Source organism: Mesorhizobium sp. BR1-1-15 (genome assembly GCF_020165475.1).
Lineage (GTDB): Bacteria > Pseudomonadota > Alphaproteobacteria > Rhizobiales > Rhizobiaceae > Mesorhizobium.
Genome location: NZ_JAIUIF010000010.1, coordinates 68041 through 83992 on the forward strand (window position 1 = coordinate 68041; position 15952 = coordinate 83992).

At 64.3% G+C, this 15952-nt stretch carries 16 protein-coding genes; 6 read left to right on the forward strand and 10 right to left on the reverse strand.

What is annotated here, in order from left to right:
• Positions 1-149: 149 nt before the first annotated feature.
• From ugpA to LB541_RS18260, 3 genes are read left to right on the forward strand one after another with little or no spacing between them, the layout of a single operon-like run.
• Positions 150-1034, forward strand: a complete 885-nt coding sequence (gene ugpA, locus LB541_RS18250) for a sn-glycerol-3-phosphate ABC transporter permease UgpA (RefSeq protein ID WP_140513871.1) — start codon at positions 150-152, stop codon at positions 1032-1034.
• Positions 1035-1042: 8 nt separating this feature from the next.
• Positions 1043-1891, forward strand: a complete 849-nt coding sequence (gene ugpE, locus LB541_RS18255; RefSeq protein ID WP_140676326.1) for a sn-glycerol-3-phosphate ABC transporter permease UgpE — start codon at positions 1043-1045, stop codon at positions 1889-1891.
• Between the two features lie 7 nt (positions 1892-1898).
• Positions 1899-2948, forward strand: coding sequence for a sn-glycerol-3-phosphate import ATP-binding protein UgpC (locus LB541_RS18260; protein ID WP_140500808.1), 1050 nt, complete (start codon positions 1899-1901; stop codon positions 2946-2948).
• Positions 2949-2993: 45 nt separating this feature from the next.
• Here LB541_RS18260 and LB541_RS18265 read toward each other — a convergent pair whose 3' ends face one another.
• From LB541_RS18265 to LB541_RS18275, 3 genes are all read right to left on the reverse strand, one after another.
• On the reverse strand, positions 2994-4076 hold the full coding sequence (locus tag LB541_RS18265) for an ABC transporter ATP-binding protein (protein WP_224619244.1): 1083 nt from the start codon (positions 4074-4076) through the stop codon (positions 2994-2996).
• Positions 4073-5653, reverse strand: coding sequence for an ABC transporter permease (locus LB541_RS18270; RefSeq protein ID WP_181181925.1), 1581 nt, complete (start codon positions 5651-5653; stop codon positions 4073-4075). Before LB541_RS18270 ends, LB541_RS18265 begins: the two co-directional genes overlap by 4 nt.
• A gap of 168 nt (positions 5654-5821) precedes the next feature.
• Positions 5822-6829, reverse strand: a complete 1008-nt coding sequence (locus LB541_RS18275) for an iron ABC transporter substrate-binding protein (RefSeq protein ID WP_140525437.1) — start codon at positions 6827-6829, stop codon at positions 5822-5824.
• A gap of 297 nt (positions 6830-7126) precedes the next feature.
• Here LB541_RS18275 and LB541_RS18280 point away from each other — a divergent pair, with 297 nt between their 5' ends.
• The 3 genes from LB541_RS18280 (at position 7127) to LB541_RS18290 (ending at position 10452) form a co-directional block, all read left to right on the forward strand.
• Positions 7127-7678 carry a sigma-70 family RNA polymerase sigma factor gene (locus tag LB541_RS18280; protein ID WP_140500812.1) on the forward strand — a complete coding sequence of 184 codons (552 nt, stop codon included), beginning with the start codon at positions 7127-7129 and terminating at the stop codon, positions 7676-7678.
• A gap of 1 nt (position 7679) precedes the next feature.
• Positions 7680-8318: an NrsF family protein gene (locus tag LB541_RS18285; RefSeq protein WP_140664849.1), complete on the forward strand. Its 639-nt coding sequence runs from the start codon at positions 7680-7682 to the stop codon at positions 8316-8318.
• A gap of 238 nt (positions 8319-8556) precedes the next feature.
• Positions 8557-10452 carry a PAS domain S-box protein gene (locus LB541_RS18290; RefSeq protein WP_224619246.1) on the forward strand — a complete coding sequence of 632 codons (1896 nt, stop codon included), beginning with the start codon at positions 8557-8559 and terminating at the stop codon, positions 10450-10452.
• A gap of 34 nt (positions 10453-10486) precedes the next feature.
• Here the strand turns inward: LB541_RS18290 and LB541_RS18295 are convergent, their stop codons facing one another.
• The 7 genes from LB541_RS18295 to LB541_RS18325 form a co-directional block, all read right to left on the reverse strand.
• Positions 10487-11365, reverse strand: a complete 879-nt coding sequence (locus LB541_RS18295) for a 3-hydroxybutyryl-CoA dehydrogenase (RefSeq protein WP_140500869.1) — start codon at positions 11363-11365, stop codon at positions 10487-10489.
• 119 nt (positions 11366-11484) lie between these two features.
• Positions 11485-12414, reverse strand: a complete 930-nt coding sequence (locus tag LB541_RS18300; RefSeq protein ID WP_224619248.1) for an electron transfer flavoprotein subunit alpha/FixB family protein — start codon at positions 12412-12414, stop codon at positions 11485-11487.
• 20 nt (positions 12415-12434) lie between these two features.
• On the reverse strand, positions 12435-13184 hold the full coding sequence (locus LB541_RS18305) for an electron transfer flavoprotein subunit beta/FixA family protein (RefSeq protein WP_140525441.1): 750 nt from the start codon (positions 13182-13184) through the stop codon (positions 12435-12437).
• Positions 13185-13374: 190 nt separating this feature from the next.
• A complete protein-coding gene (locus tag LB541_RS18310) occupies positions 13375-14175 on the reverse strand; it encodes a rhomboid family intramembrane serine protease (protein ID WP_140500872.1) in 801 nt (266 codons plus the stop codon).
• A gap of 31 nt (positions 14176-14206) precedes the next feature.
• On the reverse strand, positions 14207-14788 hold the full coding sequence (locus tag LB541_RS18315) for a cob(I)yrinic acid a,c-diamide adenosyltransferase (protein ID WP_140500873.1): 582 nt from the start codon (positions 14786-14788) through the stop codon (positions 14207-14209).
• 25 nt (positions 14789-14813) lie between these two features.
• Positions 14814-15005 (reverse strand): twin transmembrane helix small protein, encoded by a 192-nt coding sequence (locus LB541_RS18320; protein WP_140500874.1) that lies wholly within the window; start codon positions 15003-15005, stop codon positions 14814-14816.
• A gap of 25 nt (positions 15006-15030) precedes the next feature.
• Positions 15031-15897 (reverse strand): SDR family oxidoreductase, encoded by an 867-nt coding sequence (locus LB541_RS18325; protein ID WP_224619250.1) that lies wholly within the window; start codon positions 15895-15897, stop codon positions 15031-15033.
• Between the last annotated feature and the right edge of the window lie 55 nt (positions 15898-15952).

Consider the following 15952-nt stretch of genomic DNA (forward strand, 5'->3'; position numbering starts at 1 on the left):
CTGTCGCGACCGTTTTCGGCGATTGTCAAAGCTGGAGAATGGCAGCTGCCGCAGGAACTGCCAATCTTCCTCCAAGAGGGGGAGATGCCCGGCAGGGCAGCGGTGAGCGCCGTAGAGTGCCGCTCGGCTTTCCACGCCGGAGCGGCGCATTGACCCCGCGCGTCGTCTTTCCCAACAAAGTCTTGCCATACCTCCTGGTGGCGCCGCAACTTGCCATCACGCTGGTGTTCTTCTACTGGCCGGCCGGGCAGGCGCTCTACCAGTCGATGCTGAGGCAGGATCCGTTCGGGCTGAGGAGCAGGTTCGTCTGGTTTGCCAATTTCCGCAAGGTGCTTGCCGACCCGGCCTATCTCAACTCGATCAAGGTCACAGTGGTGTTTTCGCTCGCGACCGTGATCGTTGCCATGGGCGTGGCGCTGCTCCTTGCCGTGATGGCGGAAAAGGTGGTGCGCGGCAAAGGCCTCTACCGCACGCTGATGATCTGGCCCTACGCGGTGGCGCCGGCGATTGCAGGCATGCTGTGGCTGTTCCTGTTCAATCCATCGATCGGCTCGCTGTCTTATCTGCTGAGACGTTTGGGCGTCGCCTGGGATCCGCTGCTCAACGGCACCGACGCCATGATCCTTCTGGTGGCGGCGGCCGCCTGGAAGCAGATCAGCTATAATTTCCTGTTCTTCGTCGCCGGGCTGCAGGCGGTGCCGAAAACGCTGATCGAGGCGGCGGCGATCGACGGCGCCGGCGAAACCAAGCGCTTCTGGACCATCGTCTTCCCGCTTTTGGCGCCGACGACGTTTTTCCTTTTGGTCGTCAATACCGTCTATGCGCTGTTCGACACGTTCGGCATCGTCCACGCCGTCACCGGCGGCGGGCCGGGCAAGGCCACCGAGACACTGGTCTACAAGGTCTACAATGACGGCTTCGTCAATCTGATCCTCGGCGATTCGGCGGCGCAGTCGGTCATCCTGATGGTCATCGTCATCGCGCTCACCGCCATCCAGTTCCGCTACGTGGAACGGAAGGTTCATTACGGCTGAGGAGCGCGATGATCGGTCAATCCCCGTTTCGCATTTTCCTTGCACATGCCGTGCTCATCCTCGGCATACTGATCGTGGCCTTCCCGATCTACTACACTTTCGTTGCCTCGACGCAGACGCTGCAAACCATCCTTAGGCCGCCACTGCCTTTCCGGCCGAGCAGCGAGTTCTGGAACAATTACGGCGAGGCGCTGTTCGGCGGCGTCGGCCGCATCGGCGGGCTCGGCGTCGGCAGGCTGCTCCTCAACTCCACGATCATGGCGCTCGGCGTCGCGGTCGGAAAGATATTCATCTCGATCCTGTCGGCCTATGCGATCGTCTTCTTCCGTTTTCCGCTGCGCATGACGTTCTTCTGGCTGATCTTCATCACCCTGATGCTTCCCGTCGAGGTGCGCATCCTGCCGACCTACAAGGTAATGGTCGACCTCGGTATGATCGACACTTATGCCGGACTGATCATCCCGCTGATCGCCTCGGCCACCGCAACGTTGTTGTTCCGCCAGTTCTTCATGACCATCCCGGGCGAGTTGGTCGAGGCGGCGCGCGTCGACGGCGCCGGTCCATGGCGGTTCTTTTTCGATATCCTGTTGCCATTGTCGCGCACCAATATCGCGGCGCTGTTCGTCATTCTTTTCATCTACGGCTGGACGCAGTATCTGTGGCCGCTGCTGGTCACCAACAGCAACGATATGAACACCATCGTCATCGCACTGAAGAAGATGGTCTCCTTCGCCGATGCCGACACCCAATGGCATTTGGTCATGGTCACGGCGATCCTGGCAATCTTGCCGCCAATCCTGGTTGTGGTGCTGATGCAGCGCTGGTTCGTGCGCGGACTGGTCGACACCGAAAAGTGAGAAGCCGATGGCGACGGTCGATCTGAGGGACGTGAAGAAAGTATATGCCGGCGGCGTCGAAGCCGTGAAGGGCGTCTCCATTGCCATTCCCGACAAGGAACTCTGTGTGCTGGTCGGGCCGTCCGGCTGCGGCAAGTCCACGCTTTTGAGGATGATCGCCGGGCTGGAGACCATTTCTTCCGGCACGGTCGCTATCGACGGCAAGATCGTCAACACGATCGGCCCGACCGAGCGCGACATCGCCATGGTGTTCCAAAACTATGCGCTCTATCCGCATATGAAAGTCTACGACAACATGGCTTACGGGCTACGCAATCGCGGTACGCCCAAGGACGAGATCGACAGCAGGGTTCGTTCGACCGCCAAGGTGCTGGAGCTTTCAGCGCTGCTTGACCGGCGCCCGCGCGAGCTTTCAGGCGGTCAACGCCAGCGCGTCGCCATGGGCCGCGCCATCGTGCGCAATCCGAAAGTCTTCCTGTTCGACGAGCCACTCTCCAATCTCGATGCCAAGCTGCGCGGCCAGATGCGGGTCGAAATCAAGAACTTGCAGCGCTCGCTCGGTGTCACCTCGGTCTACGTCACCCATGACCAGTTGGAAGCGATGACGTTGGCCGACATCCTTGTCGTCATGAATGGCGGATTGGTCGAGCAGGCGGGCGCGCCACTCGACATTTACGAAAAGCCGGCCTCGACGTTCGTCGCCTCTTTCATCGGCGCACCGCCGATGAATCTTCTGTCCCTTTCGGGTCCGGCGCTGACCGGCAGCAAGACGAGCGACTTTGCGCCTGCGAATGCCGTCACGCTTGGCTTCCGCCCCGAGGATGCCGATGTCACTTTCGCGGCCGAGGCACCGTCCGGCGCGCTCGTGCTGCCGACAATGGTGGAGGCGGTCGAGCCGGTGGGAGCGGACAGCTTTCTTCACTGTGCGGCAGGAGGCGACCGCATCGTCGTGCGTGTGGCCGCGCGCGCAACAGCCAAGCCCGGCGACCAGTTGCGCGTCGTGGCCAAGGCCGAGAAACTTCACTGGTTCGATCAGGCTGCAAAGAGGGTCGACTGACGCCAATCTTGCATGCTGATCAGCGAGCCGCGAACCGTCGGCCGGTCAGGCGAATACATGCGCCTGTCCCGACACGGTGAGCCGGACGATCTCACCGACCGCCGGCGCGTCCATGCCGGACTTGCGCAGGATCAGCGGTGTGCTGCCGATGGCGGCGGCGTCCGGCGGGTCGGGGCTGTTGAGCAACCGCACCGCGACCGTGCAGGTCGAGCCGGCGAATTCGGATTCCGTTACCTCGCCAAAAAGCATGTCCGGCGTGCCCGACATGCCCTCGCGCGATGTCCGCTTCAGTCCGATCTGCTCCGGCCGCAACATGATGCGGGCGACATCGCGGCTGTCCGACGTATCGACGGCGATGCGGCCAAGCGGCGACGTGGCGAAACCGCCCGCTATCTTCGCCGGCAGGATGATGGCGTCGCCAAGGAACTCGGCAATCATCCTGTCCTTCGGCTTGAGATAAAGTTCGCGCGGCGTGCCGACCTGCGAGAACCGGCCCTCGCGCATCACCGCGACCTGGCTGGCGAAGGACAACGCCTCGGCCTGATCGTGCGTCACCAGGATGGTGGTGATGCCGGCGGCTTCGAGCAGTTCCGCCACGGCCTTGCGCATGGAGGCGCGCAGGCCGGTGTCGAGCGCCGAGAACGGTTCGTCGAGCAGCATCAGCCGCGGCTTCATCGCCATGGCGCGGGCGAGCGCCACGCGTTGCTGCTGACCGCCGGAGAGTTCGTGCGGGCGGCGCTTCAGGATCGCCTTGTCCAGCCCTACTATATAGGCCAGTTCGACGATGCGTTCGGAGCGTTTGTCCAGCCTGCGGTCCATCCCGAAACCGATATTGTCGCCAATCGTCAGGTGCGGAAACAGGGCGCCGTCCTGTGCAACCAAGCCAATACCGCGGCGGTGCGCCGGAACGGCGCCCCTGCTGTCGGCCAGCATCTTTCCGTCAAGCACAATGCTGCCCTGGTCGGGCGCCTCGAAACCGGCGATCAGCCGCAGCAAGGTGGTCTTGCCGCAGCCGGACGGCCCGACGATGGCCGTGCGGCTGCCGCTGGCGATGTCGAGATCGATGCCGGCAAGCGCCGCGACCGGGCCGTAATGCTTGTGCAAGCCCCTGAGTTCGAGAAAGCTCATCGTCCAGCCATCCGTTTTGACTGGACATAGAGCAGCCAGGTCAGGGGCAGCGACATCGCCACCATGATGAAGGCGTAAGGTGCCGCCGAAGCGTAGTCGATCTCGCCGCTGTAGGACCAGAATGCCATTGCCAGCGTGCGGGTGCCGTTCGGCGCCAGCATCTGGGTCGCGGTCAGCTCGTTCATGATGCCGAGCGCCACCAGCGCCATGCCGGCGGCGGCACCCGGCGCCGACAGGCGGATCGTCGTCGACCACAATGCATGGAGCGGCGACCGCCCGAGGCTGGACGCGGCGCGCTCGAGCTCGACCGGCGCCTGCGCGATCGACGCCCGCAGGCTGATCAGGGCGCGGGGCAGGAACATCAAGGCATAGGCAACCAGGATGGTGAACAGGGTCTGATAGAGCGGCAGGGCGATGCGCACGGTGATGGTGACCAGCGCCAGTGCGATCACGACCCCGGGCAGCGATCCGACGATGTAGTTGCAGCCCTCCAGCAAGCGCTGCAGAGGCCCCGGCGCGCGGATCGAGATCCAGGCCATCGGCATGGCGGCGACGGTGGCGAGCAGCGCGCCGGCGAGCGCCAGGAACAACGTCTGGCCGAGCGCCAGGCCGATCTCGTCGAGCCGCCAGACCTCGGCGCCGCCGGCGGCAAGCCAGCGTCCGATGGTGACGAACGGTACGCCGAGCGCCAGAAGCGTGGTGGCGGCAAGCAGCAGCAGGCAAGGCACGGTCGCCCGGCCGAGCGGCGCGCGCTGTTGGTGGCGCGCGGCGCCCGAACCGACGCGGGCATAGCGCTCTTCCCCGCGCACCAGCACCTCCAGCCCGAGCAGCACGAAGCAGCAGCTCACCAGCACGCCGGCCAGCATATTCGCGGCCGGCCCGTTGAAGGTCGATTGGAACTGGTCGACGATCGCCGTGGTGAAGGTGTCGAAGCGGATGAAGACGTAAAGGCCGTATTCGGCCAACAGGTGCAGGCCGACCAGCAATGCGCCGCCACAGATGGCAAGCCTGAGCTGCGGCAGCACGACGCGCCAGAACACACGCCAGGGACCAAGGCCGAGTGCGGCCGCGGCGTCTTCGAGCGCCGGATCGAGCCGGCGCAGGGCCGCCGATACCGGCAGGTAAAGGAACGGGAAATACGCTATGACAGAGACAAGCACGCCGGCCCACAAGCCATGTAGCCCGGGCACCATGGTGATCCAGGCATAGCTGTGCACGAAGGCGGGAATGGCGAGCGGCGCCACGCATAGCCAGGCCCACAGCCGGGCGCCGGGCAGGTCGCTGCGTTCGGTCAGCCAGGCCAGCGCCACCGACAGGATGATGGCGATCGGCACGGCGAGCGCGACAAGCAGGACGGTGTTGGCCAGAAGCTCGCCGACACGCGGCCGGAAAACCAGCGCCGAGACGGTTTCCCAACCGGTCTGCACGGCGACCCAGACGATGAAGGCAAGCGGCAGCAGGGCCAGCAGCGAAACGAAGATAGCGGCGGCAACGATCCATGACGCAGCGCGCTGGCGCGCCCTGCGGCGCGTCCTCGGCGGCAGGCCCGGGGTTGCAATGTCGGCCGCGAACTGCATCGGCTCAGACTTCGCGCCCTTGCCGCCCGGCGGCGGCAATCGAAAGACCACGATCATGGTCGGGAATACAGCGTGTCGTCATCGACGAATGCCATCTCGAAAAAACAAAACGCTCCCGCGGAATTCCCGCGGGAGCACGGCCGGTGTCCTTATTAGGACGAACGGCAACTAAAGCAAGCCGGCCGCCGTCATCAGGTCGGTGGCTTTCTTGGAGTTCAGCGTCGCGGCATCGATCTTCGGCGCCTGCAGGTCGGCCAGCGGCACCAGCTTCGGATTGGACTCTGCGCCCTTGCCGACCGCGTATTCGAAGGACGTTCCGTTCTTCAGCACGTCCTGGCCGCCCTTGCCGGTCACCCACTTCAGGAAAGCCTGGGCTTCCTTGGGATGCTTGCTCGAAGCCAGCACGCCACCGCCGGAGGTCGAGACGAAGGCGCCCGGATCCTGGTTCTTGAAATAATGCAGCGCTACGTTCTTGCTGTTTTCGCCGGTCTTGGCCTGATCGCCGAAGTAGTAGTAGTGATAGATCACGCCGCCTTCGATCTCGCCGGCGTTGACCGCTTTCATCACGGTGCTGTTGCCCTTATAGGCGGTGAAATTCTGCTTCATCGCCTTCAGCCAGTCCGCTGTCGCGGCTTCGCCCTTGAGCTGCAGCAGCGCGCTGACGATAGCCTGGAAATCGGCGCCCGACGGCGAGGCGGCCCACCGGCCTTTCCAGCTCGGATCGGCAAGGTCGAGCAGCGACTTGGGCAACTGGTCGGCCTTGAGCTTGGTGGTATTGTAGGCAAAGACGGTGCTGCGGGCGGCAACGCCGACCCATTTGCCGCTCGCTGCCTGATAATCCTGCGGAACCTGCGCCAGTGTGTCGGCGTCGACCGGCGCGAACAGGCCGGCATTCTCGACCAGCACCATGGCCGGCGAATTCTCGGTCAGGAACACGTCGGCGGGCGAGGCGGTGCCCTCCGCGACGATCTGGTTGGAGAAATCGCTGTCGCCGCCATTGCGCAGCGTGACCTTGATACCGGTTTCCTTGGTGAAGCCGTCGGCCCATTCCTTGGCGAGGCTCTCGTGCTGGGCATTGTAGACGATGATGCCTGTATCCTCAGCCATCGCCTGGCCAGCGATCAGGCTGACCGCCACCGCCGCGGCGCCGGCAAGGGTGGAAAGAGCGTATTTCATGGGCGTCGTCCTCGATCTCGTTGAACTGGCACGCAGCACCTATCGATACATGACAGGTGTAGTCAACATTTTTGGCCTGCTTCAATCGGCCGCTGGCGGCACAGGCCCATGCCAGGCGGACAATTCCGCGTGATGGCCGCGCGCGACCGACGGTCCAGGACACAGTCGCCGTCGACGAGCCCAAGTTCGCGTTCGCCCGCAATCTTTCGTGACTTGCCGGTAGTTTGCCTTGGACATTATTTCGCCGGCCACGTAACAAATCAGCGCCGAGGCGCGAAGATCGGGGAGTGAACTCTTGTGAGCGGCAAGGACGAGGCCGAGCTTTCCCGGCTGATGCGAGCCGCGATCGCGGGAGATGAAAGGGCCTATGCCGACTTTCTGCACCGGACGGCCGCTCTGGTTCGCGGTTTTGCCAGGCGCAAGATCGTCAAAGGCGGGGTCGATCCCGAGGATGTCGTGCAGGAAACCTTGCTGGCCATTCATGTGAAACGGCACACTTGGCGCCAGGACGCACCTGTGCTGCCCTGGGTCTATGCCATCGCGCGCTTCAAGCTGATCGACGCGTTCCGGCGGCGCGGACGGCGCATCGAGATCGATGTCGACGATATTGCCGAAACCTTCGCCGAGCCGGAAACGGAAACCGTCAGCGAACGCGACATCAGCCGGGCGCTCGACGGCCTGCCGCCGGCACAGCGCTCCGTGGTGTCGTCCGTGTCGGTGGAGGGGCGCTCGATCGGCGACACGGCAGCCAAGTTCGGCATCAGCGAAACAGCGGTGCGGGTTTCCTTGCATCGCGGACTTGCAGCCATTGCCAAGCGGTTCGGGCAGGGGCGGTTTGGGCGGGAATGACATGAGGACCGAGGATCTCATCAAGGCGCTTGATGCCGACGCCCGCAGCAAGGCGATGCCGCTGCGCTCGGCCTGGTGGCTGGCTGCCGGCGTGGCCGCCGTGATCGCGGGCGCGGTTTTCATGATGACGATCGGTCCGCGCCCCGACTTCATGGCTGCCGCACATACGATGCGCTTTCTTTCGAAGTTCCTGTTCACCATCGTGCTCGCCGCCAGCGCCTTCGCCTTCGTCAGGGCATTGTCGACACCGGGAGCATCGACAGGCAAGGCGGCGGCCTGGATGGCGGCTGCGCCCGTGCTCGTGGCAGTGGCCGTGGTGCTGGAGCTTTACACCGTGCCCGAGGCCGACTGGGGCAGGCGTCTCGTCGGTTCCAACATGATGGTCTGCATGGGGCTCATCCCGCTGATCGGCATCGGCCCGCTTGCCATCTTCCTGTGGATGCTGCGCTATGGCGCGCCGACACGGCCGGTGCTGGCCGGCACGGCCGCGGGCCTGCTCGCCGGCGGGCTGGCGGCAACCTTCTATGCCGCGCATTGCTTTGATGATTCGCCGCTTTTCGTCGCCACCTGGTATACGATCGCGATCGCCGCGCTGGCGCTGCTCGGCGCGCTCGGCGGCCGGTTTTCCGTGCGCTGGTAGCGCGACGCCCGCTGCTGCATCCCGCGCATACCGATCCTTAATCATGCCGGCAAATGTTTGCCGGCCGGCGGCATCGCCGATACCCGACGCAACCTTTCCTTAAAATCGATCCGTCAGGATTTTCACGGGAAATGCGATTGCCCACGGGGTGGTACAAATCGTGGCAATGCGAAGGATCATCGGGCCGGCGCCGCACAGACATGCGGGGTTGGCTCTGCTCGTGGGCGGGACAGCGGCGATGACGGCATCGATCCTGCTGTCGCGGCTGGATCCCGGCGCCGAGACGCTCGAATTATGTGTGCAGGCGTCGGTCGGTGTGGCAGCCGGCGCACTTCTCCTGGCCTGCATGTTCGCGCGCGTCATCCGCAAGGACCGCCGCCAGATCGCCGAGAGCGAGCAGCGCTTCCGCCGTGCCATGGAGGATTCCTCCATCGGCGTCGCCATCGTCGGCCTCGACGGGCGCATTCTCGAGGCCAACCCGGCTTTCGCTGCCATGCTCGACTACCGCCGCGACGAGATCGAGGCGTTGACCTTCTTCCAGCTCACGCATGCCGACGATCTGGAGATCGGGCGGGAGACGATGGAAGACCTGAAGGCCGGCAAGATCGATTCCTTTCATTTCGAGAAGCGCTATCTCAAGAAGGACGGCACGCCCGTCTGGGCCAGGCTGGCCGGCTCCGTCATTCGCGACGGGAATAGCGGCCGGCCGCTGTATCTCGTCTCGCAGATAGAGGACATCAATGCGCGCAAGCAGGCCGAGGCGCGGATCGCCGAGGCCGAAACGCGCTGGAACTTTGCATTGGCCGGCGCCGGCCAGGGCGTCTGGGACTTCGACAAGCGCAGGGGCGGCACTAACTATTCCTCGACCTGGGTCAAGATGCTGGGTTACGCCGACGGGGAACTCGACGGTGACCCCGATCACTGGCTGGCGATGATACATCCCGACGACCGCGAAGCAGTGGCCGAGGCGGACCGCGCCCATCTCGAAGGCCGCACGCCGTTCTTCGAGGCCGAATTCAGGATGCGCCACAAGGATGGCCGCTGGCTCTGGTTCCTCGACCGCGGCAAGGCGATCGAGCGCGACGAAGAGGGGCGGCTGATCAGGGCGATAGGCAGCCTGACCGACATCACCCGGCGCAAGCAGGCGGAGGAGCGCCTCGCCGTGTCGGCGGCCATGCTGGCGGACGAAAAGGAGCGCCTCAAAGTGACGCTCCAGTCGATCGGCGATGCCGTCATCTGCACCGATGCCGCCAACCGCGTCACCTTCATGAATCCTGTCGCCGAAAAGCTGACCGGTGTCTCTTGCAATGATGCCCTCGGCAAGACGCTCGGCCATGTCTATTGGGCGGTCGACGAGGAGACCGGCCACAGGATCGGCGTGGCGCGGCCTGCGATCGGCGGCCAGGGAGCCGATGACCAGAACAGCCGCGCCGTCCTCATCCGGCGCGACGAGACGCGCTGCAGCATCCGGCAGGTCGTGTCGCCGATCATGAACGAACGCAACGAATTCTGCGGACTGGTCATCGTCTTCCAGGACTTCACCGATGCGCGGGCGCTGCAGCGCCAGCTTGCCCACGCCGCCGCGCATGATGCGCTGACCGGCCTTGCCAACCGCGCGAGTTTCATCCGCGCCATGGAAGAACTGGTCGATCAGGCCCGCAAGGAGGGGATCGGACATCAGTTCATGTTCATCGACCTCGATCATTTCAAACTGGTCAACGACACAGGCGGCCACGCGGCGGGAGACGCATTGCTCAAGCGCGTTGCCGAGGCCGTGCGTGGCGTGCTTGGTCCGCAGGACATGGTCGCGCGTCTGGGCGGCGACGAATTCGCGGTCATTCTGAAGTCGGGCTCGGCTGCCGGGGCCAGAATCGCGGCGCGATCCATCATCGATGCGATACAGGGCCTCGACTTCACCTGGGAAGGCCGTCCTCATTCGATCGGCGCCAGCATCGGACTGGCTCCTATCAACGCAGATTGCGGCGCGGTCGACGAGATCATCGCCAGGGCAGACGCCGCCTGCTACGTGGCCAAGGCTGCCGGTCGCGGATGCGTGTCCATGGCGCCGGAGACCGATGCGAAGGACGACAGGGTCGAAATCGAGACGCCCAAGCCCCTGGCCGCCGCGTCGTAAACCCGCGCGGCCAGGCCGTGATCAGTCTGGCGGGTCAGCGTGTCGGAACCGGATGCTCGCCGCGATAATCGTAGAAGCCGCGGCCGGTCTTGCGGCCGAGCCAGCCGGCCTCGACATATTTGACCAGCAACGGGCAGGGGCGGTACTTCGAATCCGACAGGCCGTCATGCAGCACCTGCATGATTGACAGGCAGGTGTCCAGGCCGATGAAATCGGCCAGCTGCAGCGGCCCCATCGGATGGTTGGCGCCGAGCCGCATGGCGGTGTCGATCGCATCGACCGTGCCGACGCCTTCATAAAGCGTGTAAATCGCTTCGTTGATCATCGGCAAAAGGATGCGGTTCACGATGAAGGCCGGAAAATCCTCCGAGACCGTGATCGTCTTGTCGAGCTGCTTCACATAGGTCTTCGCCGCCTCGAAGGTCTGGTCCTCGGTGGCGATGCCGCGCACCAGTTCGACCAGCTTCATCAGGGGAACCGGATTCATGAAGTGGATGCCGATGAAGCGCTCGGGGCGGTCAGTCTGCGCGGCTAGCCGCGTGATCGAGATCGACGAGGTATTGGTCGCCAGTATGGCCTCGGGATTGAGCTGCGGACAAAGCTGGGCGTAGATCTTGCGCTTGACCGTCTCGTCCTCGGTCGCTGCCTCGATGACCAGGTCGGCACCGGCGAGATCGGCCATGGATGGCGCCGCCGCGATGCGCGCCATCGCCTGGTTGCGGAGCTTCTCGTCGAGCTTGCCGGACCCCACCTGGCGGGCCATGTTGCCGCTGACAGTGGCGATGCCCTTCTCGATACGGTCGGGCGATATATCGTAGATCAGCACCTTGTAGCCCGAAAGTGCGGAGACATGGGCGATGCCGCCGCCCATCTGGCCCGCGCCGATGATGCCGATCGTTTCGATCTTGCTCATTACACCGATCCCGTCGAAAAAGGCCTTTGCGGCCTGCTTTTTGTGCGGTGCAAACTAAAAGGGTGGGGCGACTTCGTCTACCCCACCCCTCACAATTTAATACGCTTTGCGGCAGGGCGTCAAAGCGCCTTCTGCAACTCCGGCAGGACAACGAACAGATCGCCGACGAGGCCATAGTCGGCAACCTGGAAGATCGGCGCTTCCTCGTCCTTGTTGATGGCGACGATGACCTTCGAATCCTTCATGCCGGCGAGGTGCTGGATGGCGCCGGAGATGCCGACGGCGATGTAGAGGTCGGGGGCGACGACCTTGCCGGTCTGGCCGACCTGCCAGTCATTCGGCGCATAACCGGCATCGACGGCGGCGCGGGATGCGCCGACGGCAGCGCCGAGCTTGTCGGCGACCGGCAGGATGACCTCCTGGAACTTCTCCGAGGAGCCGAGCGCGCGGCCGCCCGAGATGATGATCTTGGCCGAGGTCAGTTCCGGACGATCGGTCTCCGATAGCTTGTTCTCGACGAAGGAGGAGAGGCCAGGATTGGCCGCAGCGCTGACGGTTTCGACAGCGGCCGAACCGCCCTCGGGCGCCGCCTGGAAGGAGGCGGTGCGCACGGTAATGACCTTCTTGGCATCGGTCGACTGTACCGTCTGGATGGCGTTGCCGGCATAGATCGGCCGCTTGAAGGTGTCCGGCGAGACCACTTCGATGATCTCGGAGACCTGCGCCACGTCGAGCAAAGCGGCCACGCGCGGCGCGACGTTCTTGCCCGACGAGGTTGCCGGCGCGACGATGGTGTCATAGGAGCCGGCCAGCGACACGACGAGCGCCGCGGTCGGCTCGGCGAGACGCTCGGCAAGCTCGTCGGCTTCGGCCAGCAGCACCTTGCTCACGCCCTTCAGCTTGGCGGCGGCGTTGGCTGCGCCCTTGGCGCCCTTGCCGGCCACCAGCACATGCACGTCCGAGCCGATCTGCAGCGCGGCCGACAGCGCCTTGGCGGTCTGGTCGGAAAGGGTAGCGTTGTCGTGTTCGGCGATGAGGAGAATGGTCATTTTATCTGTTCCTTCCGATCTCAGAGCACGCCGGCTTCGTTCTTCAGCTTGTCGATGAGCTCGGCGACGCTCTTGACCTTGACACCCGCCTTGCGGCCGCCCGGCTCTTCGGTCTTGATGACCTTCAGCCGCGGCTTGACGTCGGCGCCGTAGTCGGCCGGGCTCTTCTCGTCGAGCGGCTTCTTCTTGGCCTTCATGATGTTGGGCAGCGATGCATAGCGCGGCTGGTTGAGGCGAAGGTCGGCAGTGACGATCGCCGGCATCTTCAGCTCAACCGTCTGCAGGCCGCCGTCGACCTCGCGCGTCACCCTGGCCTTGTCGCCCTCCAGCACCACCTTGGAAGCAAACGTGCCCTGCGCCCAGCCGAGAAGGGCTGCGAGCATCTGGCCGGTCTGGTTGGAATCATCGTCGATCGCCTGCTTGCCGAGGATGACAAGGCCGGGCTGCTCGGCCTCGACCACGCCCTTCAGTACCTTGGCGACGCCCAGTGGCTCTGTCTGCTCGTCGGTCTTGACCAGGATGGCGCGGTCGGCGCCCATGGCGAGCGCGGTGCGAAGCGTCTCCTGCGCCTGCTGCGGGCCGATCGACACGACGATGATCTCTTCGGCCTTGCCGGCTTCCTTGAGCCGGATCGCCTCTTCCACCGCGATCTCGTCGAATGGGTTCATCGCCATCTTGACGTTGGCCAATTCCACCGCCGAACCGTCAGCCTTGACGCGAACCTTCACATTCGCATCCACAACCCGCTTCACGGGCACAAGGATCTTCATTTTCCTGTCACCTCTCTTGAGATAGTTGGGGCGCGCTATACCAGCGTGAACCCTGTCAGAGTTGTCGAAAGCCGACATTCCGGATGGAAATTCTGCTCTTCAACCGCCAAAGGCGGGCGGAAACGCTTCCGTAGTTGCGGCGAACCCGCACGTCAATATGCCACGGCGTCGGGCAATTCACTCAATCGGTTCAGTCGGGGCCGGGGGCACTTCCCCGACCCCAGCGTGGCACGGGCTGCGCGGCAATCGGCTCGTTTACGGCCGGATCTACGGCGATGGCGGGCTGGTCGGCGGGTGCGGCCTCTTCGTCCGCGCCCGCAAAAAGCGGCACGCCGCGGCTGCGCAGCACGAGCACCAGCACGGCGCCGGCGATGATGCCGCCTATGTGGCAGGCCCAGGAAATCTGGTCCTCGCCACCGGCGGCGAACATGACGATCTGGAACAGCACCCACAGGAGGAGCGGGATGAAGGCCGGGATGCGCAGCGGAATGCGGGCAAAGGCCAGCACCCAGACCTTCACCCTGGGATAGAGGATCAGGTAAGCGACGACCACGCCGGCGATGGCGCCGGAGGCGCCGATCAGCGGCACCTGCGAGTCCCACGCGATGAGGCCCTGGAAGGCGGCTCCGGCGATGGCGCACAGGAGGTAGAAGATGAGATAGCGGATATGGCCGAGCGCGTCCTCGACATTGTCGCCGAACACCCACAGGAACAGCATGTTGCCGCCAAGGTGGAAAATGTCGGCATGCAGGAATGAGTAAGTGAGATAGCTCAGGCTTTCGGGAATGACGATAAAGCGCGGGTCGAGCTCTGCCGTGTCATGCACCACGGAGGGGATGAAGCCGAGGCCGAGCACGGCGGCGTTGGTGAAATTCTCGCCCCCGAGCGCGGTGGCGCAATAGACCAGCGCGTTGGCCAGGATCAGGGCGATCGTCACATATTGCAGCCTGATGTGCCGCAGCCTGTTGGTGTCGTAGAGCGGGATGAACATAGGTGCCTGGCCTCTCCCGCCTTGGCATAGTTCAGCGGTTCTTGCCAGGAACCCATAACACGTCGGCATTTCCATTGTCATTGACCGCCCTGGCGGCGACGAACAGGAAATCGGAGACGCGGTTGATGTATTTCAGCCCGTCGCGGTTGACGTGCTCACCAGGATGCTGTGCGAGCGCCACCATCAGCCGCTCGGCCCGCCGCGCCACCGTGCGGGCGAGATGGAGCGCAGCGGCGGCCGGCGTGCCGCCGTTCAGCACGAAGGATTTGAGCGGCTGGAGGTCGTTGTTGAGGAGATCGATGTCGTGTTCGACGCGCTCGGTCTGCGCGGCAATGATGCGCAGCGGTTCGTAGCCGAGCGGCTTGCCGTCGTCGGGCACAGCCAGATCGGCGCCGAGGTCGAAGAGATCGTTCTGGATGCGGGCAAGCATGGCGTCAATCGCCGGGTGGCTTGGGGCGGTGTGAACACGAGCCATGCCAATGCAGGCGTTGGCTTCGTCGACAGTGCCGTAGGCGTCCACCCTGAGATCGGACTTCAGCCGCCGCTCACCCGTGCCGAGCCCGGTGGTGCCGTTGTCGCCGGTGCGGGTGTAGATCTTGTTGAGCTTGACCACGTCGCCTCCCGAACGGCCGGTGTCCTCATTTGCGGGTGAAATACACGGCCAGCAGGATCAGCGCCAGCGCCACGGCCTGCAGCACGACGCGCGTCTGCATCAGCTTGTTGGAGGTCATGCCGGAACCGCCGCGCATCATGTTGATCAGGCCCCGGACCAGCACGATCACCACGGCGACCATGACCAGGATGGCAAGGATGTTGAAGACGGATGCCATTTTGCGTTTCCAGTCCTTTTCTTGCTCAGGCGCGTTTGGCGAGCAGGCGGTAAAGCATCGATGCCGGCAGGATGCGTTTGAGCGTGGCGCCGACCTTGGCCGGCACTGTTACCACATAGTGCGGGCGCGGGCGCCGCGACAGAAGTGCATGGCGAAGCGCCTTGTGGACCACTTCCGGCCCGGGCTTCAGCGCCGATTGGCTGCCGCCGGTGCGCATCCGTTCCAACTGCGCCTCATAGTCCGCGCGGTGCACGGAATTCTCATGGTCGATATTCTTGAGAAACCAGGCGAGGCCATTGCTGGCGATCTTTGATTTCACCGGCCCCGGCTCGATCAGCGAGACATGCACGCCGCTGCCGGCCAGTTCCTGGCGCTGACAGAGCATCAGCGCCTCCAAAGCGTGTTTGGATGCCGAATAGGCGCCGCGAAAACGTACCGGCACCAGGCCAAGGATCGACGAGCAATGAACGATCCGGCCACGGCCCTGGCGGCGCATCACCGGCACGAGCCGGCGGGTCAGGTCGTGCCAGCCGAAGAAATTGGCCTCGAACTGCTCGCGCAAGGCGGCCACCGGCAGATCCTCGACCGCGCCCGCTTGCGCATAGGCGCCATTGTTGAACAGAGCATCGATCCTGCCGCCGGTCCGCTCCAGCACTGAAGCCGCAAGCGCTTCGATGGAGGCAGGTTCGCGATAGTCCAGATAGAACGCCTCGATTCCCTCCTTTTCCAGGGCCGCGATGTCTTCGGGCTTGCGCGCCGTGGCGAACACCCGCCAGCCTTCCGCCTTGAGCGCCCGCGCGCAATAAGCGCCTATGCCGGACGACGCGCCGGTGACGATGATGACGCGCAACGCGCGTGCCGACGGATTCGTCTTATGACCAAGGGTTGCCATTTGCCGCATTCCCTTCCCATATTCGCGGCGTCGAGACAATCGAAGGGGAGCGCGG

Coding starts and splice junctions, on each gene's coding strand:
- LB541_RS18270 (WP_181181925.1), bottom strand. CDS start 5,653: ATGCAGTTCGCGGCCGACATTGCAACCCCGGGCCTGCCGCCGAGGACG.
- LB541_RS18265 (WP_224619244.1), bottom strand. CDS start 4,076: ATGAGCTTTCTCGAACTCAGGGGCTTGCACAAGCATTACGGCCCGGTC.
- LB541_RS18260 (WP_140500808.1), top strand. CDS start 1,899: ATGGCGACGGTCGATCTGAGGGACGTGAAGAAAGTATATGCCGGCGGC.
- LB541_RS18290 (WP_224619246.1), top strand. CDS start 8,557: ATGACGGCATCGATCCTGCTGTCGCGGCTGGATCCCGGCGCCGAGACG.
- LB541_RS18275 (WP_140525437.1), bottom strand. CDS start 6,829: ATGAAATACGCTCTTTCCACCCTTGCCGGCGCCGCGGCGGTGGCGGTC.
- LB541_RS18310 (WP_140500872.1), bottom strand. CDS start 14,175: ATGTTCATCCCGCTCTACGACACCAACAGGCTGCGGCACATCAGGCTG.
- LB541_RS18300 (WP_224619248.1), bottom strand. CDS start 12,414: ATGACCATTCTCCTCATCGCCGAACACGACAACGCTACCCTTTCCGAC.
- LB541_RS18295 (WP_140500869.1), bottom strand. CDS start 11,365: ATGAGCAAGATCGAAACGATCGGCATCATCGGCGCGGGCCAGATGGGC.
- ugpE (WP_140676326.1), top strand. CDS start 1,043: ATGATCGGTCAATCCCCGTTTCGCATTTTCCTTGCACATGCCGTGCTC.
- LB541_RS18320 (WP_140500874.1), bottom strand. CDS start 15,005: ATGGCATCCGTCTTCAACATCCTTGCCATCCTGGTCATGGTCGCCGTG.
- LB541_RS18325 (WP_224619250.1), bottom strand. CDS start 15,897: ATGGCAACCCTTGGTCATAAGACGAATCCGTCGGCACGCGCGTTGCGC.
- LB541_RS18305 (WP_140525441.1), bottom strand. CDS start 13,184: ATGAAGATCCTTGTGCCCGTGAAGCGGGTTGTGGATGCGAATGTGAAG.
- LB541_RS18285 (WP_140664849.1), top strand. CDS start 7,680: ATGAGGACCGAGGATCTCATCAAGGCGCTTGATGCCGACGCCCGCAGC.